22 protein-coding genes are annotated in these 23,902 nt (G+C 42.6%); 18 read left to right on the top strand and 4 right to left on the bottom strand.

Translation table 11 applies throughout. The annotated features are described in order from the left end of the window. The first annotated feature begins 15 nt into the window (after positions 1-15). The 7 genes from IJ23_RS02230 (at position 16) to IJ23_RS02260 (ending at position 7,006) form a co-directional block, all read left to right on the top strand. Positions 16-1,329 carry a TolC family outer membrane protein gene (locus IJ23_RS02230; RefSeq protein WP_033905223.1) on the top strand — a complete coding sequence of 438 codons (1,314 nt, stop codon included), beginning with the start codon at positions 16-18 and terminating at the stop codon, positions 1,327-1,329. After that, the gene (locus tag IJ23_RS02235; RefSeq protein WP_033905224.1) at positions 1,322-1,942 is read left to right on the top strand and encodes an OmpA family protein; all 621 of its coding nucleotides are present in this window, start codon (positions 1,322-1,324) and stop codon (positions 1,940-1,942) included. The genes IJ23_RS02230 and IJ23_RS02235 overlap by 8 nt, the downstream gene beginning before the upstream one ends. After that, positions 1,932-2,774 (top strand): hypothetical protein, encoded by an 843-nt coding sequence (locus tag IJ23_RS02240; RefSeq protein ID WP_033905225.1) that lies wholly within the window; start codon positions 1,932-1,934, stop codon positions 2,772-2,774. The genes IJ23_RS02235 and IJ23_RS02240 overlap by 11 nt, the downstream gene beginning before the upstream one ends. Positions 2,775-2,951: 177 nt before the next feature. Further along, entirely contained in the window at positions 2,952-3,725 is a 774-nt protein-coding gene (locus IJ23_RS02245; RefSeq protein WP_033905226.1) for a DeoR/GlpR family DNA-binding transcription regulator, read from the top strand. Between the two features lie 11 nt (positions 3,726-3,736). Beyond that, positions 3,737-4,777 carry an oxidoreductase gene (locus IJ23_RS02250; RefSeq protein WP_033905227.1) on the top strand — a complete coding sequence of 347 codons (1,041 nt, stop codon included), beginning with the start codon at positions 3,737-3,739 and terminating at the stop codon, positions 4,775-4,777. Beyond that, positions 4,774-5,244 (top strand): heme-degrading domain-containing protein, encoded by a 471-nt coding sequence (locus IJ23_RS02255; protein ID WP_033905228.1) that lies wholly within the window; start codon positions 4,774-4,776, stop codon positions 5,242-5,244. Before IJ23_RS02250 ends, IJ23_RS02255 begins: the two co-directional genes overlap by 4 nt. A 184-nt stretch (positions 5,245-5,428) precedes the next feature. Continuing rightward, complete coding sequence (locus IJ23_RS02260; protein WP_005389121.1) at positions 5,429-7,006, top strand: sensor domain-containing diguanylate cyclase; 1,578 nt, start codon at positions 5,429-5,431, stop codon at positions 7,004-7,006. A gap of 51 nt (positions 7,007-7,057) precedes the next feature. Here the strand turns inward: IJ23_RS02260 and IJ23_RS02265 are convergent, their stop codons facing one another. Next, on the bottom strand, positions 7,058-7,615 hold the full coding sequence (locus IJ23_RS02265; protein WP_033905229.1) for a DUF3750 domain-containing protein: 558 nt from the start codon (positions 7,613-7,615) through the stop codon (positions 7,058-7,060). 469 nt (positions 7,616-8,084) lie between these two features. On the opposite strand from IJ23_RS02265, the gene IJ23_RS02270 reads away from it, so the two are divergent. The 5 genes from IJ23_RS02270 (at position 8,085) to IJ23_RS02290 (ending at position 12,415) form a co-directional block, all read left to right on the top strand. Beyond that, positions 8,085-8,447 (top strand): hypothetical protein, encoded by a 363-nt coding sequence (locus IJ23_RS02270; RefSeq protein ID WP_050550049.1) that lies wholly within the window; start codon positions 8,085-8,087, stop codon positions 8,445-8,447. A gap of 35 nt (positions 8,448-8,482) precedes the next feature. Next, entirely contained in the window at positions 8,483-8,947 is a 465-nt protein-coding gene (locus tag IJ23_RS02275) for a GNAT family N-acetyltransferase (RefSeq protein WP_033905230.1), read from the top strand. A gap of 248 nt (positions 8,948-9,195) precedes the next feature. Further along, complete coding sequence (locus tag IJ23_RS02280; protein WP_033905231.1) at positions 9,196-10,614, top strand: SLC13 family permease; 1,419 nt, start codon at positions 9,196-9,198, stop codon at positions 10,612-10,614. Between the two features lie 3 nt (positions 10,615-10,617). After that, a complete protein-coding gene (locus IJ23_RS02285; protein WP_005377745.1) occupies positions 10,618-11,955 on the top strand; it encodes a sensor histidine kinase in 1,338 nt (445 codons plus the stop codon). Next, a complete protein-coding gene (locus tag IJ23_RS02290) occupies positions 11,942-12,415 on the top strand; it encodes a response regulator (protein ID WP_005377744.1) in 474 nt (157 codons plus the stop codon). The genes IJ23_RS02285 and IJ23_RS02290 overlap by 14 nt, the downstream gene beginning before the upstream one ends. A 107-nt stretch (positions 12,416-12,522) precedes the next feature. Here the strand turns inward: IJ23_RS02290 and IJ23_RS02295 are convergent, their stop codons facing one another. Then, positions 12,523-14,226, bottom strand: a complete 1,704-nt coding sequence (locus tag IJ23_RS02295) for a putative bifunctional diguanylate cyclase/phosphodiesterase (protein ID WP_005377743.1) — start codon at positions 14,224-14,226, stop codon at positions 12,523-12,525. A 487-nt stretch (positions 14,227-14,713) separates the two neighbouring features. Here IJ23_RS02295 and IJ23_RS02300 point away from each other — a divergent pair, with 487 nt between their 5' ends. The 4 genes from IJ23_RS02300 (at position 14,714) to IJ23_RS02315 (ending at position 19,418) form a co-directional block, all read left to right on the top strand. Next, a complete protein-coding gene (locus IJ23_RS02300; protein WP_025766705.1) occupies positions 14,714-15,931 on the top strand; it encodes an HD-GYP domain-containing protein in 1,218 nt (405 codons plus the stop codon). Between the two features lie 202 nt (positions 15,932-16,133). Then, on the top strand, positions 16,134-16,757 hold the full coding sequence (locus IJ23_RS02305) for a LysE family translocator (RefSeq protein WP_005377741.1): 624 nt from the start codon (positions 16,134-16,136) through the stop codon (positions 16,755-16,757). Between the two features lie 212 nt (positions 16,758-16,969). Then, on the top strand, positions 16,970-18,514 hold the full coding sequence (locus IJ23_RS02310; protein WP_033905232.1) for a YjjI family glycine radical enzyme: 1,545 nt from the start codon (positions 16,970-16,972) through the stop codon (positions 18,512-18,514). 22 nt (positions 18,515-18,536) lie between these two features. Further along, positions 18,537-19,418 (top strand): YjjW family glycine radical enzyme activase, encoded by an 882-nt coding sequence (locus IJ23_RS02315; protein WP_033905234.1) that lies wholly within the window; start codon positions 18,537-18,539, stop codon positions 19,416-19,418. 19 nt (positions 19,419-19,437) lie between these two features. Here the strand turns inward: IJ23_RS02315 and IJ23_RS02320 are convergent, their stop codons facing one another. Beyond that, positions 19,438-20,376, bottom strand: coding sequence for a LysR family transcriptional regulator (locus IJ23_RS02320; protein WP_005377737.1), 939 nt, complete (start codon positions 20,374-20,376; stop codon positions 19,438-19,440). Positions 20,377-20,787: 411 nt separating this feature from the next. On the opposite strand from IJ23_RS02320, the gene IJ23_RS02325 reads away from it, so the two are divergent. Continuing rightward, the gene (locus IJ23_RS02325; protein ID WP_005377734.1) at positions 20,788-21,558 is read left to right on the top strand and encodes a TerC family protein; all 771 of its coding nucleotides are present in this window, start codon (positions 20,788-20,790) and stop codon (positions 21,556-21,558) included. A 160-nt stretch (positions 21,559-21,718) separates the two neighbouring features. Continuing rightward, on the top strand, positions 21,719-22,321 hold the full coding sequence (locus IJ23_RS02330; protein ID WP_033905235.1) for a 2OG-Fe(II) oxygenase: 603 nt from the start codon (positions 21,719-21,721) through the stop codon (positions 22,319-22,321). A gap of 54 nt (positions 22,322-22,375) precedes the next feature. Here the strand turns inward: IJ23_RS02330 and IJ23_RS02335 are convergent, their stop codons facing one another. Further along, complete coding sequence (locus IJ23_RS02335; protein WP_033905236.1) at positions 22,376-23,641, bottom strand: HD domain-containing phosphohydrolase; 1,266 nt, start codon at positions 23,639-23,641, stop codon at positions 22,376-22,378. Between the last annotated feature and the right edge of the window lie 261 nt (positions 23,642-23,902).

Raw genomic sequence — 23,902 nt, forward strand, 5'->3', positions numbered from 1 at the left:
ACATAAGGATATAAGATGCGGCTTAAATCAACGTTATTGGTCTTGTTTGCAGTATCATCGTCGCCAAACGCTTTGACTTTAGAAGAGTCAGTTACGTTATCTCTCGATAGCTCCCCCAGTTTGCTTGCTCGCTATTCTCGCTATGAGTCGATGGTACGAGACCGAAATGCCATAAATGGTTCATTTCTTCCTCAGGTTAATTTGTATGCAGCAGCAGGGTACGAAGGTACTCGATATAACAACGGAAACTACATCGACAGTGAAGATAGAACATTAGAAAGAACGGAGATGGGCGTAAGAATCTCCCAACTGTTATTTGATGGATTTAAAACAAGTGCTGATGTTGATCGCCTATCTTACGAGGCTGAAGCTGAACGCTTGGACTTATTGGCATCTGCGGAAAATGTTGCATTAGATACTGTCAGAGCGTATGTGGATGTTTTACATGCCCGAGAGTTGATGAAACTGACAGAAAGAAACCTAAATGAACACCAAGAGATCTACCGTTTCATTCTAGATAAAAAAGAAAAAGGTTTAACCAGCAACTCCGACTTAGCGCAGGTTTCTTCGCGTGTCGCGACAACACAGTCCTCATTGATTGCCGCCCAAAACAATCTTTCCGATGCTAGAACAAGATTTGTACGTTTGGTTGGTCGAGCGCCGCAAAACTTAGTTGAACCTGTTTACCCGCAGGAGTTGCTTCCGAATAAGCTTGACGAAGCACTCAAACAAGCGGTTAGGTTGCACCCATCCATACAGTCAGCGATGAAAGATTTAGAGGCGGCTCGACATGAAGTAAAAAGAGAAAAGGGGGATTACTACCCAGAGCTCAAGCTTGAGCTGTCAGCCAACAAAACAGACAACGTGGATAATATTGAAGGCATTAACGAAGATGCAAAGGTTATGCTGACGGTCAACTACGATCTTTTTAACGGCTTTTCTACAGACTCCCGAGTGGAGTCATCCGCCTGGAGAGTAGAGGAGGCGAGGGCTATTCGAGCAAATGCAGAACTAGATGCGAATGAAGGTGTAAGGCTAGCATGGGACGCACATACATTGCTTCAACAGCAAATGGAGTATTTAAAAGTCAACGTTGATGCGGCGAAAGTAACTGAATTAGGGTACATCCAGCAGTTCAATGTAGGGCGACGCAGTTTGTTAGATGTATTAGATGCCAAAGTTGAAACGTTTGTTGCGAGACGGAACTATACCCGAACAAAGTACGATCATTTGGTTGCCACTTACCGTTTATTCAACTCGATGGGGATTCTGACTTATGCGTTGCGAGTTGAGTATCCAGAGAACTGGAAGGAGAACAATAATGGATAAATTCGCAGTGACGAGTCTTCTAGTTTTTATGTTAGCAGGCTGTGCTGAATCACCGAATACGACGTTGACCACTTACCAGTACAACGACCTTAAAGACAATGATAGTGATGGCGTGATAAACCAACGAGATAACTGCGCAGATACGCCAAAAGGTGTCGTTGTTGACAGTGAAGGCTGTGCGAATTGGGTCAACGACTCGCAGACACACCTGATCAGTTTTTTCTTTGCGATGGATGAGCATCAGGTAACGCCATTTCATGATATGCCGCTAAGCGAATTGAAAGCACTGCTTCAGAGTAACCCAAATGCGCAAGTCATACTGATAGGAGACACAAGCCCTGAAGCGTCACTCGAATACAACAAAGCGTTGGCAAAGAAAAGAACGGCAGCTATACGAAAATTGCTAGTGAGAAACGGCATTCAAGATAATCGAATTGAAGAGCAAGAGTTTTATCAGAATACGGCATTGACGGTACAACTAAAAAAACGGGAAAGGCGCACAATTGCTGTTGTAAACACGAAAGCTGAAAGTACTGAACAAGCGTGGACTATATTTAGTTCGGACAGCGAGTTGACACCTAATTCGAAGTTGGAGTTGAATTATGAAAATTAAAGTATTGCCTTTCTTTGCTCTAGCTTCATGTTTGATTTCACCGCTGGCATTTTCTGACTCTGAGGCTCGAACATCGATTTTTGTCGAGCCAGAGATACTAGAAACGATAGAAACATTGATAGATGAGCCAAGTGTAAATGTAGCGCTTGCATCTCAGTCTGGTGGTTTTAACGACATGCTAAATGACGGAACCTCTATTGCGATCACATCTAAGAAATGGTCAGATGAAAACATCTCCCGATTTCAACGAGAAAGAGGCCACAGGCCTACACGTTTGTTTTTAATGGCAAACGCTATTGTCGTAATCAATAGTCAAAAGAGTACGGTAGATAGTGTTTCCGTTAGTGAATTGAAACGCTGTGATGCAAATACGTATGCTTTCGGGGAGATGCGTTTAAGTAACCCAGGTGTGAGCTCTAATGGTTGTCAATCATCGATTCAAATGCTTGATGAAGACCGATTGAAACGGGCTTTAAGCGACGACTTGTCAGCCAAAGCTTATATGCGATACTCCGATTTTAAATACTCAGAACAGTGGTCGAGCTACAAGGCTCTCTCTGTTCATCATAACGATGACTCATGCTCTTTGAGCACAGATTGCATCTATTCTCTTCGCTATCCATTTTCCGTGGTCTATTACGTTTATATAAATAAACAATTCGACACTAATCAGAAGATCAAAAAATCAAAGCTATTTGAACTCCTTACAACCGACCACAATACACAACAGGTACGAAATGCTGGGTTTATTCCACTACCAAAAGCGCTTATTAAAAGAAATAGAGTGAAGTTAGGGCTAGATGAGCCAGTTGTTTTAAACGGGTATAAATAAACTTCATACGCCTAACTATGTGGGCTGAGTGAACGTACCGTCCTAGGAAGTTTTGCCTTGCTGCTCATTTATCTTTGGTTAACCTTTGGTCAATTGAGTTGGTTGTAAGTGGTTTTGTTGGTAATTTTTCTATTATTGTGGCAAATTCACTTAAAATCACTTAAGTGAATTTAAGTTATGACACAAGAAGAAAGACTCGTAGCACTCAGAGCGAAGCTGGAGCAGCAAAACAAAGTAACGTTGTCTGAAGTTTGTGAGTACTTTGGTATCTCGCGAGATTCAGCTCGCCGAGACTTAGTTAAGTTGAGTCAGCAACCTGGGTTACAAAGAATACGAGGTGGTGTCATGCTTGCGCCGATCTCTTCCCATACCGAGGCATACGCGAGTCGACCCGTGAGTGACGTTAAACATCGACTGGCTCAAGCTGCCGCAGCGTTGTTGGATGAGCGCGACCATCTTGTTATTGATACCAGCACCATTTTATCTCTGCTCCCACTCTATGCAGGAAAAGCACATTGTGGAGAAAACAAGCTCAACGTCGTTACTAACAGCATTGATGTGCTGACCGCTGCTGAGACAAACGACACAATGGACGTTTATTTCTTAGGCGGACACTTTGACCCTTATGCCAGAGCAGTTTTAGGGGCGCAAGCAGAGCAGCAAATGCAGCATTATCACGTGAACAAAGCGTTCATTGGCGTGTGTGCATTGTCATCCCGGGGGCTGACAACAAATAGTTTGTTAGAAGCAACAATGAAACAAGCGATGATTGCTCAAGCTCAGCAGGTCATCGTCGTTTGTGAATCCCGAAAAATTGGTAGCGACAATTTCCACCACGTATGTGATTTGTCAAAGATCGACATCATTATTACCGATCATCCTCCTCAATCAGATTTTCAACAACTCCTCGATCACAATGATATTGAATGTATTGTTGTGTCACCGAAATAAGGAATCTTAGAATGGCTTACGATCCCGTAAAAACCGCTGTGATTGGTTACGGATATTCAGCAAAAACGTTTCATTTACCCTTCATTAAAGCGCTACCAAATTTAACGCTGAGCGCGATAAGCTCGCGTCAACAGGAGGCGGTTCAAAATGATTGGCCAGATGCTAAGTGGTTTTCTGATGCGAATACTTTACTCGATGATAGTGATGCAGAGCTCGTAATCATTACTGCGCCAAATGACGTACATTACGAACTTGCAAAGCGTGCGTTGAACAATGGGAAACACGTCATCGTCGAAAAACCGTTTGTTACTCGGATAGAAGATGGTAATGAACTTATCGCCTTGGCGGAAGAGAAAGGTCTGGTGCTGAGCGTTTTTCACAATAGACGTTGGGATGGAGACTTTCTCACGGTTAAATCTCTTATCGAACAAGGTAAGTTAGGTGATATAAAGCTGTTCGAGTCACACTTTGACCGTTACCGCCCTGAAGTTCGTCAACGCTGGCGAGAGCTAGCTCAAGATGGTGGTGGTATTCTATTCGACCTTGCTCCTCATCTTCTCGATCAAGCATTGGTGTTGTTTGGCTTGCCAGATGCGATAGACGCACAATGTCGAATGATGCGTCCGGGCGCGACGACGATTGATTATTACAACTTGATACTTCATTACCCTGAGCATATTGTGCACTTGCATTCAAACTTGTATAGCCCAGAGCCGAATCTCCGCTACAAAGTATTGGGTACGGAAGCTAAATATGAAAAGTTCGGATTAGATCCTCAAGAGGGCTACTTAAAAGAAGGCCGTTTGCCGGAAAACGATGCTTGGTCGGAAGAAGATGAGGTGTTATACGGCGTCCGTTACGACGAAGACGGTGCGCAAACTATCAAAACGGAGAGAGGCGAGTACCAAGCTTACTTTGTTGGTGTGGCAGACGCCATTCGTTTGGGCACTGATAACCCGGTTCCTGCCGCTCAAGCAGTACAGAATATCGCTCTGATTGAGATGGCATTGGAAAGCAGTAAAACGGGTAAAACGATTCAGGTGAAACCATGAGTTTGACGCTTGAACTCGTGGCCCTGCAAGAGCATGAACTTCAGTTGGCGGAATTTAATCACCATATTGCGTGGTCTATCGGCCTCGCTCTAAAAGAAGAGGCTGAAGCTCGCGGCGCGGCTGTTGCTATTGAGGTTTACGGCTTTGGACAAACGCTATTTCAATACGCGATGGCAGGAACCTGCGCTGATCATTTAGATTGGGTCCGTAGGAAGCGAAACTCAGTATTAAGGTATGGCCACAGCTCTTACTATCTTTCTCTGTACAACAAGCAAAAGCAACGTGATTTCGAAAATCAGCCTCATCTCGATGCTCGTGAGTACTGTGCTCATGGTGGCGCGTTCCCAATTCGGCTTTCTGGGTCTGGTTTGGTTGGGGTTGTGACGGTATCGGGTTTACCGCAGTTAGATGATCATCAGCTAGTTGTGGATATATTAAAAACGATGACAGAGACAAAACCCTCTTAAACGCCAAATATGAAAGTAGCACGGTTCTTTATCGTGCTACTGAATTCTCTTTTTAGCTCATAAAGTGTTCTTTAATGTGAGCAAATATTAACATTGATCCCAACTTACTACCTGAAAATCAAATCAATTTCATATAACCTATACGCTCATTCATATAGAAAGCCTTCAAAGTTGGCCATTGGCAATGTCTTTTAGAAGAAAAGAAAAACTCAATCTTAGAAATCTTATTGTCACCCTATGTGTGTTCAGTGTGCTTGTCACTTTGATCAACGCATTCTACTCGATTTATCGTGTTCAAAGGGATCTCATCATCAATAACACGTTAGAATCAAACCGTGTTTACGCCCAAAAAATGTCTGAAATGACAGACTCTTTCATAGAAAGCTCAATGTCGCAGCTAAAATACAGTGCGAACGTGCTAAAAGACAAGATGCATGACGCTCAGCTTCTTGATAAAGAGGCTGAGAGATTAAGAACGCAAACCAAATCATTTAACTCTGTGGTTGTCGTTAATGCAAAAGGGGTTATTATTTCCGTATCACCTGAAACACTTCAGGTGAAAGGTGTAAGGTTAGTGGGTGAAAGAAAACGCCAATCTTTAAACGCTCAAGCACCAGTTGTTACTGAACCATTTATATCGCCCGCTGGAAATTACTTGTTAACCATCTCATACCCTATATTTTCTCAATCTAATGAATATTTAGGTTATATCGGCGGCACTATTTATCTAGAAAAAGAAAATATTCTCGCAGAGTTACTCAGCCAGCACGCATACAAAGATGGTTCTTTCCTTTACGTTGTCGATGAGAGTAACACTCTGATTTATCACCCAGATCAATCGAGGGTTGGTGAAGTAATCGACGATAATGAAGCAATCAAAGCGGTGACGATGGGGCAGAGCGGCAACAAAGAAATTGTTAACTCTCGCGGCGTCGAAATGCTTGCTGGTTATGCGCCAGTAAAGTCATCAGGATGGGGAATTGTTGCTCAGCGCCCGAAATCGATGACGTTATCTGTGCTAGATGAACAGATGTGGAATGTTTTCCTTAAGTCGATTCCAATTGGTTTATTAACTTTGTTGCTAATTTGGTTCTTGTCCCTTCTTATTTCTAGACCACTTTGGCAGTTAGCGGGTGCTGTGCGAGGTGTCGAAGAACATTCATCATCTATCGATGATCTCAAACTGGTTAAGTCTTGGTATTTTGAGGTCTCACATTTGAAGCTTAGTTTTCTTAAAGCATTTGGTATCGTGTCAAAAACCATTGATAAGCTGCAACTGGATACATTAACAGATTCGATGACTGGATTATTGAATCGACGTGGATTAGATAAAGTTCTTGGTTTGTTTAAGCAGGAAAATACCGCGTTCTCTGTTTTGGCGCTAGATATTGACCACTTTAAGAGCGTAAACGATAACTATGGCCATGACGTGGGTGACAACTTACTTAGAGAGTTTGCGCAGTTAATGAAAGACCAAGCTCGCTCTAATGATCACCTGTGTCGTTCTGGCGGTGAAGAGTTTATGATGTTTTTGGAAAAAACAGACGTAAACCACGCTATGGATGTTGCAGAGCGTATTAGACACAACGTGGAACAACATGACTTTCAGGTGGTTGGTAAGGTCACGGTTTCGTTGGGCGTTTCTCACTGGAAAGGCAATGACACACCAATTGAAGCGGTAATGAAAGACGCCGATAATGCACTGTATAAAGCGAAACATAATGGAAGAAATAGAACGGAGTTGGGTGACGACGCACAATAGATATTGCGCTTTATGCTGAACATAAAACGAGCCAGTGACTAATCTTTGCTGTTAATCGCTGGCGTAACCGCTACCAATTGCGCGAAACGGCAAGTTCAGCTCTAATTCTGGAATTTGTTTACCCACCCAAGCCGGAAATGTATTGCTATTTGGCCCTGGAAACAGCGTATATTCTTCAGCCCAAGGGTATTGGTTAATAACACTTTGTATTTTAGGGATAAGCTGGCGGGCCTTTTCACCTTGTATGGAGAGGATCTTTTCTGGTTTTGCACCATACCAATATCGATCTGGCGTCCCAGTTTGGTACTGATATAGAGCGGGTTGTCCGCGATTCACTCTCCAGCCGACTACTTCATACACTGTATATTCGTTCGCATTTTCAGGCTTTATTGCAAACCATGTATGAACGGCAAACCAGCCTCGCCAACCAAACGCGTCTGCGGCGTAAAACTCAATCACAGCATGCTTAACATTGGAAGGATCGGGTGCGATACCCGCAGGTTCTCTGCTAGCGGTACGCCAATCTCCTTGAGTGCATCCACCCAGCATAACCGCGATTGACATGAGCCAAATTTTTACATGGTGAGTAAAGTTGAGAGGGTCTTTCATTTATTGCTCCTAGACCAACCGATGCTGGTAACGCTCTATTGATTTTAGCTATAAAAACGTGGCAAGTCTGATTGTTGAAATCCTCTCCTTATTAAAAGAGAGAGGGAAGTTAGTGCCATAATTCCAGTTCATACGTAATAATAAGGTAAGCCGATTTGTAACATGTGGCATAGACGATGCCGTATTTCTCGATTCATTCGTCTAGTTGCGTATGAAAAAGTAAGAGGTTGTATGTATTCCTTACACGGGTACATTAATTAAAAGCATTAAAAAACATAGGTTTACAGTGGATTTTGACTGATTGAGTGAGTTTGTGACCCTCACATTTGCTTGTTTTGGACGGAATTTTCATCGCTCATCTTTTTGCGCGTTTAGAGTCAGCGTTCAGCTATGGCACAATAGGCGCTCACAGAACAAGTGCTGTTTGGTCATGCAAATAGCAGAAAAATAACTAGAAATAGAATAATTAATGTTTAAATCAAAAAGTATACTCGCATTAAGCATGTTCGCATTTGGCTGTTTTGCCCATCAAGATAGCGAACCAACGTCCGTTGTGCTGAACTATGGTGACTCCTCCATCAGTACTGATATTCAAGCCAATCGAAAATTTCATGTTGTCCGAGACAATGAAAGTGAGCACGTAGAATTTTCCGGCGGAATCATAAAGGAGTATTCCGATTATATTGTGAATGTTCATATCATAAGAAAAAGCAAAATACGCAGATCAAGCCGAGAGTTGAATACAACCGTACTGATGAACAGTGATCAGATTGGGAAGCCTTTAGTGATTGGCATTGAAAATGATGAGTTCACTAGTATCACTTTGCGTTAATGCTTAGTATTTATTGAATAAGAATGAGGAAATTGATGCTCTCAATACGCTGCTATCGCACCGAGGATGCCCCAACACTGTGGGCACTCTTTTACCATACTGTGCGAATCATTAATCGTCGCGATTATACGGAATCACAAGTTTCCGCTTGGGCACCATCAGATTTTGACCTCGATGTGTGGCAACGAAAAATGGACGATATTCAACCATACGTCGCGGAGATAGAAGGGCAGGTCGTTGGCTATTGTGATTTGCAAGGTGACGGCTTGATTGATCATTTCTTTTGCCATCATAAATACCAAGGACAAGGTGTTGGTCGTGATTTGATGTCTTTTCTTTTTTCACAGGCGAAAGTACAGGGGATAAAACGACTGTATTCTGAAGTGAGTATTACCGCCCGACCTTTTTACGAGAAAATGGGTTTCACAGTTAAGTCTCGACAACGTGTTGAGGTTAGGGGAGAAACCTTAACTAACTTTATGATGGAAAAGTATATTTAACTTAAATAGTGAGCATTTAGTGAGCTTGAACACAGATATAAAATGTTTTCCAATGTGAAAACGAGTTCATTGATCTCGCACCAACGTTTTGTTTGAAAACAGTGTACATAATCTTCTCTGGAACGCCATTACCGCATTTCGTCTCTGAAGGCTTAAAAACAGTCTGAAAGTTTTGGTTTTGCGGCGGGTAATAGCGTTCCAAACGCCAAATGTGTCTGGCTAACCATCTCAGGAAGAGAAGTAGTACTATGCGCCCTTATCTCAAATACGTTGTTCCAACATTGATACCATTGCTTGTTTGGTTGATGCCTCTCTCTGCGTTCCCATTTGATGGCATTACTATCGTCCAGCAAAGAGTGATTGCAATCTTCTTGCTTGCCGCACTTTGCTGGGTATTCGAGCCAATTCCAATCTACGCCACTTCGGTTGTGATCATTGTCCTAGAGCTATTGCTTGTATCAAATAAAGGTATTGTGCTCTTTCGTTTGCAAGAAGGGCAGCCACATTTTGGTGAGCCATTACAATACAACGAGATAATGGCGACCTTCGCTAGTCCGATTATCATGCTCTTCCTCGGCGGTTTCTTTTTGGCTATGGCGGCGACAAAGTACAGGTTAGATGTCAACTTAGCCCGAGTGTTACTCAAACCATTTGGACAAAAACCAAAGTTCGTTATGCTGGGGTTGATGCTGATCACCGCTGTTTTTTCCATGTTTATGTCAAACACCGCAACAACAGCGATGATGTTGTCCATTTTAACCCCTGTGATAGCGGTTTTCGGGCCTAAAGACCCAGGTCGAATTGCATTCGCCTTGTGTATTCCTGTTGCAGCCAACATTGGTGGCATTGGTACTCCAATCGGCACGCCACCGAATGCCATCGCCCTAAAATATTTGGTTGGTGACAACTTAATTACGTTTGGTGAATGGATGGTATTTGGTGTGCCATTCGTTATTGTGATGATGGCGTTAGCTTGGTTTCTGATTGGCTTTTTGTATAAAGCCGAACAAACCACCATCGATCTGAACATTAAAAGCAAGTTTTTGAAAACACCCAAAGCAATAATGGTTTACGTCACCTTTGCCGGCACGATTATTCTTTGGTTGATGGGTTCTGCACATGGAATGAATTCTTACACAGTAGCATTAATTCCGGTGGCAGTGTTCTCATTGACGGGCATCATCAACAAAGAAGACTTGAAGAAAATCTCTTGGGATGTGCTTTGGTTGGTGTCAGGCGGTATTGCTCTGGGCCTTGCTCTAGATAAAACCGGGCTTGCGAAGCTGGTGGTACACAGCATTCCGTTTGATCAGTTCTCGCCATATGTTGTCTTGTTTGGTGCGGCTTTCTTGTGCTTGTTAATGGCAAACTTTATGTCGCATACAGCCACCGCAAACTTGCTGATGCCGATTATGGCTGCGCTGGGTACTTCTATGGCTTCGCTAACGCCTCTCGGCGGTGAAGTTACTCTGATCTTGGTCGTGACATTTGCTGCTTCACTCGGTATGTCGTTACCAATCAGTACGCCACCAAACGCGTTAGCTCATGCAACAGGGCATGTCGAGAGCGGCCAAATGGCTCGTATCGGTGCCGTGCTAGGCGTGATTGGCGTATTACTCAGCTTTGTGATGGTGTGGATTTTACATACTGTTGGGCATATTGGATAACCCATGTACGAAACGAAGTTAGACGCGTTAGTACAACGCTACTTTAATCACCTTGAACGCCGATTAACGGTTTTATCCGGGTCGGTGCTTATTGAGCAAGCTGGCTACAACGATCGCTTGTACTATGTGCTGTCGGGAGAACTGGCGGGCTATTACGCGGAAGATGACAAGAAACCGATTCAGGTATTTTCTGCGTCTCAAGGTGCGTTTATTGGCGTACATAGTTTCTTTTCTGGTACGTGGACTGCCTCTTCGACAGTGATTGCTCAAACAGATGTTGAATTGGCTTGGATACAGCGTGATACGCCTGCCGTGGAAGAGGCGACATACGGACCATTGACGACACAATTTATGCCTGTGATGGTTAACGAATTATCTCGTCGTCAACGGCGCGCAATGCAAGAGGCATTGGCTAAAGAAAAAGCACTACAAAAGCTTCATACCGCAGAGCAAATGACAACGTTGGGGCAGCTTGCAGCGGGTATTGCTCATGAGTTGAACAATGCGATAGGCGTTGTAAGCAGTAAATCAGAACGGCTAGAGACAGTTATCATGGAACTGCTTGAAGAAGTTCATCCGGAAGCGAGTCAATTTTTTGATTTTGGTTTAATGCAAGGGCAGAAAGTCTCTTCTAGCGAAGCGAGAAAGTGGGGGCGCCACTTCGAAAAATACTACGGTTTAACCAAGGAGGTTGCTCGTGATCTTGCACGTGCCGTTCCAAATAATTTCCTTTCGGAACATTGGCTAAAAAGACCAGAAGAAGCGATACGTTTCTGGCAAATGGGACGAGATCTCCATGACTTACGCATTGCCTCTAAACATACCGTTGGCATTGTACGATCCGTAAAACAATTGGGGCGCACGGATATCGACTTGGATGAAGCGATTAACATCAATGATTCAATCAATCGCGCCTTGGCTCTATTGCAAAGTGACTTAAGACGAGTGAGTGTTCGTTTTAGCCCTGCGGATTTACCTGCTTTTATTGGTTCTCAAACCGAACTCGTCCAAGTTTGGGTAAATATATTAAAGAATGCGTGCGATGCACTTGGTGAAACGGAGAAACCCGGTATCGAAATACATACTCGGGAGAGTAAGGGTAAAATTTTGGTCACGATTGCTAACAACGGACCAGAAATTGATGAAGCGACACGTAGAAAAATTTTCCGGCCAAACTTCACCACTAAAAAGGGGGGATTGTCGTTTGGTTTAGGGTTAGGTCTGTCGATTGTGAAGCGCATTATCGCCGGATATAACGGTTCTATTGTAGTAAAGAGCGACAGTGAAAAAACGATTTTTAGAATCAAGTTACCAGTAGAGGGTGAACATGGAGAAGCTTAATGTAATTTGCGTTGATGACCAACGAGAGGTACTAAGCGCGGTTCTACAAGATTTAGAGCCGTTAAATCAGTGGTTGAATGTCGAAGACTGCGAATCAGCAGGTGAGGCTCTAGAACTGATGGATGAATTTGATGCAGAAGGCGAGATGATCGCATTGATTATTTCCGATCATGTGATGCCAGGTAAAACGGGAGTAGAGCTGCTGACCGATGTATCAAAGGACGGTCGTTTTGGCTTTACGAGGAAAGTGCTTCTTACCGGGCAAGCGACGCACACCGATACGATTAATGCGATCAACTCCGCAGGCATTGACCGCTACTTTGAAAAACCATGGCAAGCAAGCCAATTAATAGAGTGCGTTAGAAACCTGGTGACCCAATATATCTTTGATGTGGGCTTAGATTACACTCAGTATCACGAACATTTAGATCAGAGTGTGGTGTTTGAACGTCTACGTTAATCGGGGGACATTAAGCTTGTTTTCGTCACGGCCAGTTAGTGTCTGAAATCTATAGTGAATAGTTCAGCATGTTTAACGTGGCCGTGCGGAATATTGCTCTAGTATGCTTAACTCAACGAATAGCGGCTTGCACTGGCAACAGAAAGTGGCTTAGAGAACCAATAACCTTGCAGATAATCGACGCCCATTTCGGTAAAAAATTCACACATTTTGGCGTCTTCAATTCCCTCAATCACTACTTCAATATTATTTTCCTGGCACATAGTGATAAGAAACTTCAGATATTCTTGTGAAGAGCGGTTGGTTAGTGTTTTCCACGCCATCGACCTATCAATTTTGATTTGTGTCATCGGGAGGTCGAAGAAGCTATTTAATGAACTGTAACCAGATCCAAAGTCATCCAGAGAGAGTGCAAATCCTAGTTCCCTGAGGGTATTCAGAGGGGCAATGGCTGTCTGATTATTATCCAAAATAAACGTTTCTGTTAGTTCCAACACAATAGACTCAGGATCGACACCAACCTCATCCGCCATGGCTTTAATTCGCGCAGGGAATTCACTATTCATTAACTGAAGTACAGAAACATTCACGTTTACACGAACTTGGTTTTGGTAACGCTCACGGTAGTTTTTGATAAATTCACACGCTTTGGCAAAGACTTGATATCCGAGTTCGACAATCAAACCTTTGTTCTCTGCGACGGGGATGAATTCGTCTGGATAAATTTCGCCAAACTCTTTGCTACGCCAGCGAACCAGAGATTCGAAGCTCACTACTTTAGAGCTTTTGGCGTCAATAATTGGCTGAAACTTAACGCTTAATGTCTGTTTTTCAAGTGCACTTTTTAGACCTTGCTCAATAAAGAAATAACGGTCTACGGCATGCTGAGTTTTCTCACTGTAAACCGCAACACGGTCTTTATTCTGCTCGCTTGCGTACTGACAAGTTCGTGCTGCTTTACGTAATATTTCCTCTGCTGAGTGACTTGGATCTATGCAAGGATACAAACCAATACTAATGTTACTTCCTAAGTATTGGCCCTCTTCAATCACTGCCTCGTGGTAGGTTTCCTTTAAACTTTCGGCGTAACTTTGCAGCGTTTCTACCGAGCATTCATCGTGAATCAAAATCGCAAAGTCATCATCATGTACGCGATATACAGAACTATTTGGAGAAGGTAGGTGACTGAGAGTTTGTAGCAATTTTTCCACTAACCCATCGACCAACTCGCTGCCATATTGATTTAAGTAAGATTTAATCTCTTCTATCTGAATGTAACAGATAGATGCACAAGAATCAGTGGCTCGCACACTATCTTCAATATCCAGCAAGAGATGGGCGCGATTAGCCATACCTGACGCATTGTCATGAAATGCGACTTGATGAATGTAGCTTTCCATCAGCTTGCGTTCAGAAATATCACGGTGGCTACCAACCATATAATGACCATGTTCTGTTTCTTTGGTCATGGCTACGCCTTCAATCCAGACGTACTGTCCATTGGGTTTACGCACGCGGTAGGTCGTTGTGACCCTCGTGTTGTTGGTAATGATGTGAGCATCGACCCGAGTGGAGAGTCTTTCTCGATCGAGAGGGTGAACAAGGTCTAACCATTGCTCTAAGCTGATTCGACCAGCGTTGATACCAAGCTGCTCATAAAAGCCCTTGTTATAAAATACCATGGTGCCAAACTCATCCATGTAAAAGAGGCCTTCGTTAAATACATCGAAGATATGAATGAATCGTTCTTCGACGATTTTTAGGAACTCTCGGTCACTATCTGAGACTTGTTGGTCAAATATGGTGGTCAAGATATTTCCTCCTCGAGCCTTTTAGCATCAGAGATGAGTGTTGGGGTTGATAACATAGAGTTGATCTGCTGGCGTACATTACAATCACAAAAGTGTCAGTTCAAATTGTTTGGCTATCATTTTATGCGCTACTAGGTTAATAACATACTAAGATTAGGCGGCTAATCATCGACATTTATAAAAAATAGTCAACAGTAAAAATCATTTATAAAATACAGTTATTGATGCCGTCCGCAATCTATAAATATTTATGAATAATTATCCTAAAGTTATTTTCAGTTGTGTCGGTATCAATGTGCTGTTTTCTAACGTCATTTGTATATATGTTATCTTGGATAAAACCATAATAACAAAAAGGACTTAATGAGCGCGACCGATTATTAATTGACAGGATGCTCATTAATTGTAATCAATTCAAATTTATTATCACGCCAAGTAATCAAATCTCTTATAATGCGGACGTTAATATCGAGTAAGCCTTCTTTATATGCAGTACGATCCGAAAAATTCAATCAAAATTGCGCTCGCTGATATCGGCGTTGGTATGTTTGTTACCGCGATAGAGCACAACAAGCGCGTCAATTTAGCCAATGCAGGGCGGATATCTAGCCCTGAAGGCATTAAGAAGCTTGCTACAAGTGGCGTAAAGTATGTTTGGGTAGATCAAACATTATCTTCGCAGCAGTGTGTCTTCAAGCCTGTAGATGAATCAACTGATGCCACTAAAGAGACGCGAGAGCAGAAACACTCCGATTTTAAGAGGGGTCAACGAACTTATCGTTCGAGAGACATCCAACACAAGCGAGCCAAAAAGCTGATCGCCGAAGCAAAAGATTTGGCGCAGAAACTATTGAATCAAACTTTTGAAGGAAAAATCATTGAAGTTGATGAAGTAGAAGCTTGGGCTGACGATGTCATTGAAAGTGTTTTGATTGACTCAGATGCGTTGCAGTGTGTCTCTGCACTCCGAAAAAAAGACTCTTACTTATTGGAACACTCCGTCAATGTCGCTTGTCTTTTAGTGTCATTCGGTAAGTACTTGGGCTTGGATAAGCCAACGCTAAAACAGCTTGCTGTTGGTGGCATTATTCATGATGTAGGTAAAATTAAAGTCGATGATAAGATCTTGCACAAGCCAGCGAAGCTAACGCCTGAAGAATTTGAACATATGAAGCTACATCAAGTGTTCGCAGGTGAGATAATCCTTCACGTAAAAGGACTTAGTGACGTAAGCCGTGATGTTTGTTTGATGCACCACGAGAAGTTAGATGGCAATGGTTATCCTAGAGGCTTGAAGGGGGAGGAGATTCCAATTCACGGCCGTATGAGCTGTATTGTAGATATCTACGATGCGCTAACGGCTGATCGCTGTTACAAAAAAGGCATGAGTTCTGCGGAAGCGTTTAAAATCTTGTTGAGTCTAACGCCATTTCATTTAGACGCCGACTTAGTTTACAAATTCATTAATTGCATTGGGATGTACCCCGTCGGCTCCATTGTCGAGTTGAACGATGGGCGTGTTGGTATTGTTTGGTCTTCAAATGAATCTCAAGCATTAAAGCCAGAAGTGAAATGTTTCTACTCCCGCAAGTATAAACGATACATTGATGTCACGATGGTGGATTTAAAAACGAGTGCGTACAAAATTGAAAGAGCGATCGCGCCTTCATCGTTAGAGATCGATCCTAAGCCTTTTTATGATTAAGAGAAATAGATAAGCTTATACAACAGGCTTTACATCCTTGCATGTAGATCGTATTTTATTTGCATAACTATCTATTAATTTTTTCTAAGTTATTTAGATGCAAGATGGTTATTAAGACCTCGGCTTCATGGATAGAAACCGGGCGATAAAATAGTTCTATACACAATGGGCTATAAACCTCATTTTGCTGGAAGGGATGCCAATGCAAATAGATACATGGATTTTTTACACTCTTGCTATTCTCGTGCTCACAGCTTCACCAGGACCAAGCTCACTGTTGTGTTTAAGTAAAGGAGTGAGTAGTGGGTTTCGTATTGCTTTCATGACTGCGCTTGGCAGTTTGTCTGCGATTACGATCATCCTTACGCTCTCATTTACCGGGCTGGGAGTTGTCATTGCTTCATCTGAGTTAGTTTTTAATATTATCAAATGGTGTGGCGCCGCTTATTTAATCTGGTTAGGTATTCAAGCGTTGCGCTCATCTCAGACAGATTTTAATAAAACGGCAACGACTCAAAGTTCCGCGACAGCGTTCAGCGCGTTCACTAGTGGTTTCATTGTTGGCGCTAGTAACCCCAAAGCGATAGTCTTTTTCACCGCTTTGTTTCCTCAATTCATTGAACCTTCCGCACCGCTACTGGCTCAATACGCGATTTTCGCGTCTACATTTGTGGTTTTTGAGCTTAGCTGGCTAACATTTTATGCATTGTTAGGGGTAAAAGCCTCCGATTGGTTGTTTGTCGCTGGAAGGGCGAAGTTGTTCAATCGTTTGACTGGTGGAGTATTTATTGGTGCAGGCGTGATGTTGTCGACGGCAAACCGATAAATAAGACAGATTTCGGTACGCAGTTAGGTTTTCCCATATAGTAAGTTGGAATGCGCTAATTTAGCTTTGTCTTATTTCCAGAATGGAAATAGACGTTTTGTTTATTTTCATTAGTGGCAACAGCCAAGCAGGAGTAAAATCACGTTACTCTTTAGGGGTAGAGCTCGTATTTTGTCTTGTGGGCTTGTGGTTACTTTGTAGGAATATCTTAGATGACAAGCCTTTCTAAACTACAACAACGTTTTCTAGATATCGCGACCGACGTCCGTCTTTCTCCAAAACAGAAGTCGAGTTTTTTAGCTTTAGAGGCGGAAGCGTGCATTCCTTACATGACCGTATCTCCATCACTGAGACAAGCAATGGATGAAGGCATCATCTGCGATATGTTTGAAGGTCATGCACCGTTTAAACCTCGCTATGTGTTGCCTGATTACGCTAAATTTCTATCGCAAGGCTCAGACTATTTAGAGTTGTCTCCGGCTGATGATTTCGATGATGCGTTGAACATGCTGACCATCATTTACCATCATGTTCCTTCGGTAACGAACATTCCGGTTTACTTAGGCCAGTTAGATGATGTCTTGTTGCCTTACATAGGCGACCTAACAGAGAGCCAGATTTACAAAAAGTTAAAACATTTTTGGATCATGCTGGATCGCACATTGCCAGATGCGTTTATGCATGTGAATGTCGGACCGACAGACAACATTATTTGTCGCACTGTTTTAAAAGTAGATGCGGAGCTCAAGCAGATCGCACCGAATCTCACCTTTATGTACGACGAGACAGTTACACCTGATGATTTACTTCGTCAAGCGACACAGAACATTTGTGAATGCAGTAAACCGCATATCGCCAATTACCCAATGCACGCGAAAGCCTACAACGGCTCACGCTTTGGTATTGTAAGTTGCTACAACTCGCTTCCATTAGCAGGTGGATCGAACACATTGGTGCGAATGAATTTAAAAGAAGTTGCAAAACGAGCATCAGACTGTAACGACTTCTTAAACAGTGCGTTGCCTTCTTACCATCGATTAATGGTCGAGCTCATAAACGCAAGAAGCACGCACTTGCATGAAAAATCGAACTTCTTTCAAGGCTTTTTGACGCAAGAAGGGTTGATAAAAGAGTCCTATTTCGCGCCAATGTATGGCGTGTACGGCATGGCCGAAGCGGTAAACCTTCTATTTGAAAAAGAAGGGCAAATAGGGCGATACGGAAAAAATGATCGAGCAAATACTTTTGCTCATGATGTTTCAGCAACACTGGCTAAACTGGTAGACTCAACCCCGGTGAAATATGGTTTAGATGGCAAAGCGCTCTTACATGCACAAGGCGGCATTAGCTTAGATCATGATGCTACGCCAGGTGTACGTCTGCCTTATGGTGCAGAGCCAGACCCTGTCACTTATGTACAAGCAACGGCGAAGCATCATCAGTATTATCGTGCGGGTATCAGCGATATTTTGACGATTGATGAAACGGTGAAATCTAACCCAGAAGCGATGTTCAATTTATGTAAAGGGGCACTAAATGCTGGTTATCGTGAGTTTACCGCGAATGTCACTTCAAATGACTTAATTCGCGTGACAGGCTACATGATCAAACTTTCAGATGTCGCGAAATATGATAAAGAAGGTTCGAGAACCAACACGACGTTTCTAGGTGCGGAAGCAGCAAAAAATACCAAAATTTTAGAACGCTCACCACGTGTGGTGAGTCATGAAGTAACACCGACTTACACGCAGGCATAAGTTCGGTTTAGGAAAGAACAAGATGTCTAGACGAAGTGGAAGCCTTTTGGCAAAAGTCACTCATATCCTTCCTTTCTCTTGTGTTGATGGGCCAGGAAATCGTCTAGTCATCTTTCTACAGGGTTGTAACTATCAGTGTTTGAACTGCCACAATCCTCACACGATAAACCATTGTAATCATTGTGGTGAGTGTGTGAGTGAATGTTCAGCAGGCGCATTGAAGTTCGACGAAAACAACAACGTTGTTTGGCTTAAAGAGGAGTGCACCCACTGCGATCATTGTATAGAGATATGTCAGAACCAATCTAATCCAAAAATTACTGACTACTCTGTAGTAACAATGCTCGATTTGATACGCAAACATCGCTTTTTCATCAGTGGTGTTACTGTATCCGGTGGGGAATCTACCTTACAACTTCCTTTCATTATTGAGCTGTTTAAAGGGATAAAACAAGATCCTGAATTACGGCACCTCTCTTGTTTCATCGACAGTAACGGTTCTTTAGCGGTTGCTGGTTGGCAGCGTATTCTCCCTTTTCTGGATGGCGCAATGATCGATTTGAAAGCGTGGCAGACGGAGACGCATCAGTGGCTAACTGGGCGTGATAATCATCGTGTATTTAAAACCCTTCATTACCTAGCTGAACACGAAAAATTGTACGAGGTCCGCTTACTGCATATTCCCCAAAAAAGTGATTTAGATATAGAAATCGTAGCAATTGGACGTTACTTGAGTACTCTTCCTGAATCGGTGCTTATCCGTTTAAATGCCTTTCAACATCACGGAGTTGTGGGGGAGGCGTTAACTTGGGACATGTGCTCTCATCATGATATCGAACGCTTAAAATCAGAGCTTCGATGCTACGTGAGTAACCCTATCACAGTGCCGACAGTACTCACGTAGTACCGTTGTTTATCTATGCTTAAGCATCACAGGCATCTAACATGGCGCAAGCGTCGAGTAATTGTTGCTGTAACCATTTTAAAGCGGGATCGTTTAAGCTCGCTTTGTTCCAAACGAGGCTGTAGGCTACTTGCCCGTAATCGAATGGAAGAGCTTGCTCAACCAAACCTTTTGCTTGCATTGCCGCTCTTGCCCAAAGCTTGGAGCATGTGAACAAGTAATCCGAGTGCTGACACATCACCGCAGCTGAACCAAAGTCGGCTACACGCATGGCCAAGTTTCGCTTTGAATGCCTTTGGGTGAGATTTTGCTCAAAATAAGGTTGTGACAGATCTTTATCATGAATACCGATGTGTCTTGCACAAAGGTAACTTTCAACAGATAAGGGTTGCTCAGCGAGTGGGTTCGATGCTCTCATTAAGCAAACCATTTCGTCTTTCAAAATGGTTTTCCATACCAAGTCTTTATTTTGTGTGGGTGGTTGGCTGAGATCGTGAGGAAGCAACAAAAAATCCACTTGACCTCTTGCTAATGCATCGAAACTCATTTCCTCTTTCGCATGGACATTCAAGTGCGCGTGATTGCTCAGTTGTTGGGACAAGTGCTGTAGAACTGGCGCAAAGAGCTCAAACGAACTTTCACGCATTGCTAATGAAAAACTACCTTGATAGTAAGCCGGATTAAAAGAGCCTTGATGTAATAACCCATTCATACTGGAGAGTATGCCATGGATTGACGGGCCTATATGCAGCGCAAATGCTGTCGGCACTAAGCGAGTGCCATCACGGTAAAAAAGGTCATCCTTTAGCGTTTCGCGCAACTGTCCGAGCGTTTTACTGACGCTCGATGGTGTTACACACAAGCGTTCTGCCGCAAGTGTGACGCTGTGAGTGGTTAACAACATATGTAAAACAGTTAGATGTTTAAGGCTTATACGCGAAAGAGCAATGTAGTCCATAAATAGCATGGTTTCTTATGATTTTTGGCAGTATATCAGCATGAAACAAATTTTTACTATTGTTTATCTCGGAAACACGCCTGTTTCTCTTTGAGCTCAATGCATTTAATGGGTTGCATAAGGGTTGATGGTGCTTATAAGTCTAGAAATTTATCTTAGTTTTGTTGGACTTTAATGCTTTCATTTATTCAATTCTAAAGCTTCTATGTAATTTTAATCAATTTGGAGGAGTTGATTGATTTGTACACGAATTAAACTTGTTCCTTGTTAATTAAAATAGATATTGTTTTGTTGATTGTTTGGTGATTTACTCATGATCCCTCAGTAACAAAGGTATAAATAGTTAATGGACGACCCCTTTAGTCGACAAAACCCTTCACCATATGTCTTCTTATTATTGGAGACATGCTCATGCTAGAACTTTTTATGCAACCAGAAGCTTGGGCTATTTTCGCCACTTTGTTTGCGCTTGAAGTTGTCTTAGGCGTTGATAACGTCGTTTTTATCTCTGTCTTATGTGAAAGACTGCCGCTGCACCAACGTAAGCTGGCAAGAAACCTTGGTATTGGTCTTGCTGTTATTGCTCGTATTGGTTTAGTGTTTTCAATCTCTTGGATCATGCAATTGACTCAACCGCTATTTTCTTTGGCGAACCAAGCGTTTACCGGAAGAGACGTTATCATGATTGCGGGTGGTGCATTCCTCTTGGCTAAAAGCCTGAAAGAGTTGTGGAGTTGGTTAAATCACAACGAGTCTGCTCACTCAACTCACGCCCGTACTGGTTTAGCGGTAGTTCTGTTGCAGATTGTTGCCGTGGATGCTGTATTCTCGATGGACTCGGTGATAACCGCCGTTGGTTTGACAAGTGATGTCCCACTTATGGTCGCAGCGATTGTTTCGTCTGCTATCGTGATGGTCATGACAGCCGAAAAAATCAATAACCTGGTGTCGTGTTACCCTGGTTTTAAGACACTTGCTTTGTTATTCCTCGTTTTGTTAGGTGGTTTATTGATGGCAGAAGGCTTCGAAATTCATATCAACAAAGGTTATGTGTACTTTGCGATGGCATTTGGCTTAATTCTGGAACTTTGTCATATCCAGTTAAAAAACAAACAACGCCCGACTATTAAACGTCTTAGTCCGTTGCGAGTTCATCCAACCAGATTAGAAGCTCGTCAATAATAAAAGATATTGCCGCTCATATGAGCGGCATTTTTATATTCGTCATCACCTATTTTTACTCTCTTTTTATTTTGTTGTCGTTTCGACAAAAAATCGCATTTGTTGTGGGGTTGAAGATTTTTTATATAGACCGCCCAACTAATATGAGTGAACGACAATAATGAATAAAATGATCGATGCGTTAGCAACCCATGGTTACTACATCTGGGATGATTTTCTTTCTGAACAAGAAGTGGATCAATTGCGAGACTGCATTCCAAGTAACTGGAAAAAAGCGCGTATTGGTCGTAATGACGATGTGACTCGTATCGAGTCAATTCGAAGTGACAAAATTCAATGGTTATCGCCCAATATGGGGCACGCGGTTACTTCTTACTTAGATAAGATGGAAGAAATACGCCAAGAAGTGAACCGTCACTTGTTTCTGGGGCTTTTTGAGTATGAAGCTCACTTTGCCAAGTACGAGGAAGGGGATTTCTACCAAAAGCATCTAGATTGTTTTAAGGGCAATGAAAACCGTCGATTGACAACCGTTTTTTACATGAACGAATCTTGGACGGAAAAGGATGCAGGTGAATTGGTGGTTTACGATCTAAATGATAATAAGATAGCAACCATCCCTCCTCAATCGGGACGCTTACTTTTATTCTTATCTGAGCAATTCCCGCATGAGGTTTTACCGACCAATGCTGAGCGTTTCAGTATTGCAGGTTGGTTCAGAATCAATGGTGTGCGAGACAATGTACTTGATATTGCAAAATGATTGGTTTGCAACCAGCATAAAATCAGCAAAGGGCGTAGATACGCCCTTTATCGATTAAACATTAGTTGATAGCTCGTAACACTCGGTCATGTTTCGCTCTAGCACTGCATAGACGTCAGAACAAAGTTCTTGTTTAGCGACTTGCTCACCCATAATCGCGGCGATTTGTGCTTGAGCCATTCGTCCGCGGTAGGGACGGTCCTGAGACAGAGCTTGAAAAACATCGGCAACCGCGACAATACGCGATGGTACATCGAGTTCGTCTCCTGTTTTATGATAAGGATAGCCAGAACCGTCCAAACGCTCGTGATGATTAGAGGCCCACTCCGCTATTTTAGCGTTGGGAAACACTTTGTGTAATGCGAGCTGAGTATCAATTGTATGGCGTTTAATACGCGTATACTCTTGTTTATTAAGAGAGCCTTCTTTATGAAGAATCTCATCTGGTGTTTTTAACTTTCCGATATCATGCACCAACCCAGCAATAAATAACATCTCTTGGTCGTGCTCACAGAACCCAAGCTTGATGGCTAGATACCGAGATAACTCCGCCACTTTTTGCGAATGTTGATAAGTAAATGGGCTTTTTGCGTCAACAATTCGAGCGATAAACATGCCCAAACTATTCATATCTTGGATGGTGAGCTGTTTTTGAAGCCAATCAATGCTTTTAAAGTTTAATCCGATGGTTTCTATATTTTCAGACTCCATCGCGAACCAAAATGCGTCGGTTATAACGAGCTTAACCATTGCCTTAGCCATGTCTGGATTAAACAAAGTTCCAGCGTTTGCCATGATGCATTCTGCAATTAGTTCTTCATGAAGTGTGACAATGTCACAGTGGCAGTTCATGACGTATTTGGAACGCATAAAATCGAGACGGTCGGCTAAATAGAGTAGGGCAGCGACCTCTTTTTCAAAAGGCGGTAAATCAAGATATTTTAGTTCACTCCAATGTGTATGGTGGTAAAGAACAGGTGTAGCAAACTGACGTAACAAACGACACTGCTTGAGGCTTCGGTATCCTCTTAAGCAATGTGTTTTTACATCTTGTGGCACCAACTCCTCAAGTAACATTTTATGTTCTTGTGTTTCGGAGACCCCACAATCGTGGATCATCCCTGCGAAGTAGCAAAACTCCGCTTTTTCTGGTTCCCAGTTCATGACCCGAGCACATTGGTAAGCGATGTAAGCGACACGATGGCTATGGTGCGTATCATCAACACCGACATAGTCGAGTGCTCGAGCAACCCAGATAAGTGCTTGTTTCAGATCGACTTCAAAGCCCATGTCCGTATGGGAATGGCAAGAATGATTCATGGTTTATACCGACATTGCTAATTAGCCCACGCTAAACCCAAATCAGAAGGTGATAGGAAAAATTGGGTACGACAGCGAATAGACCCCAAAAAGGTGGGCGTTTAGACATAGTTTTGATTATGGGCGGGATAATAATCCTAGTTGCATAATAATATCACCTGAAGCTCATGGTTAAGAGTCAGATATTTGAACTAAGTATAAGTTTTGAAAGATTATTGTTGCTTTTATTGACTTATTTGAAAACGACAATAAATCATGATG

The sequence above is a fragment of the Vibrio sp. OY15 genome (assembly GCF_000742455.1).
In the GTDB taxonomy this organism is placed as follows: Bacteria; Pseudomonadota; Gammaproteobacteria; order Enterobacterales; family Vibrionaceae; genus Vibrio; species Vibrio alginolyticus.

Coding starts and splice junctions, on each gene's coding strand:
- IJ23_RS02230 (WP_033905223.1), top strand. CDS start 16: ATGCGGCTTAAATCAACGTTATTGGTCTTGTTTGCAGTATCATCGTCG.
- IJ23_RS02235 (WP_033905224.1), top strand. CDS start 1,322: ATGGATAAATTCGCAGTGACGAGTCTTCTAGTTTTTATGTTAGCAGGC.
- IJ23_RS02240 (WP_033905225.1), top strand. CDS start 1,932: ATGAAAATTAAAGTATTGCCTTTCTTTGCTCTAGCTTCATGTTTGATT.
- IJ23_RS02245 (WP_033905226.1), top strand. CDS start 2,952: ATGACACAAGAAGAAAGACTCGTAGCACTCAGAGCGAAGCTGGAGCAG.
- IJ23_RS02250 (WP_033905227.1), top strand. CDS start 3,737: ATGGCTTACGATCCCGTAAAAACCGCTGTGATTGGTTACGGATATTCA.
- IJ23_RS02255 (WP_033905228.1), top strand. CDS start 4,774: ATGAGTTTGACGCTTGAACTCGTGGCCCTGCAAGAGCATGAACTTCAG.
- IJ23_RS02260 (WP_005389121.1), top strand. CDS start 5,429: ATGTCTTTTAGAAGAAAAGAAAAACTCAATCTTAGAAATCTTATTGTC.
- IJ23_RS02265 (WP_033905229.1), bottom strand. CDS start 7,615: ATGAAAGACCCTCTCAACTTTACTCACCATGTAAAAATTTGGCTCATG.
- IJ23_RS02270 (WP_050550049.1), top strand. CDS start 8,085: ATGTTTAAATCAAAAAGTATACTCGCATTAAGCATGTTCGCATTTGGC.
- IJ23_RS02275 (WP_033905230.1), top strand. CDS start 8,483: ATGCTCTCAATACGCTGCTATCGCACCGAGGATGCCCCAACACTGTGG.
- IJ23_RS02280 (WP_033905231.1), top strand. CDS start 9,196: ATGCGCCCTTATCTCAAATACGTTGTTCCAACATTGATACCATTGCTT.
- IJ23_RS02285 (WP_005377745.1), top strand. CDS start 10,618: ATGTACGAAACGAAGTTAGACGCGTTAGTACAACGCTACTTTAATCAC.
- IJ23_RS02290 (WP_005377744.1), top strand. CDS start 11,942: ATGGAGAAGCTTAATGTAATTTGCGTTGATGACCAACGAGAGGTACTA.
- IJ23_RS02300 (WP_025766705.1), top strand. CDS start 14,714: ATGCAGTACGATCCGAAAAATTCAATCAAAATTGCGCTCGCTGATATC.
- IJ23_RS02305 (WP_005377741.1), top strand. CDS start 16,134: ATGCAAATAGATACATGGATTTTTTACACTCTTGCTATTCTCGTGCTC.
- IJ23_RS02310 (WP_033905232.1), top strand. CDS start 16,970: ATGACAAGCCTTTCTAAACTACAACAACGTTTTCTAGATATCGCGACC.
- IJ23_RS02315 (WP_033905234.1), top strand. CDS start 18,537: ATGTCTAGACGAAGTGGAAGCCTTTTGGCAAAAGTCACTCATATCCTT.
- IJ23_RS02320 (WP_005377737.1), bottom strand. CDS start 20,376: ATGGACTACATTGCTCTTTCGCGTATAAGCCTTAAACATCTAACTGTT.
- IJ23_RS02325 (WP_005377734.1), top strand. CDS start 20,788: ATGCTAGAACTTTTTATGCAACCAGAAGCTTGGGCTATTTTCGCCACT.
- IJ23_RS02330 (WP_033905235.1), top strand. CDS start 21,719: ATGAATAAAATGATCGATGCGTTAGCAACCCATGGTTACTACATCTGG.
- IJ23_RS02335 (WP_033905236.1), bottom strand. CDS start 23,641: ATGAATCATTCTTGCCATTCCCATACGGACATGGGCTTTGAAGTCGAT.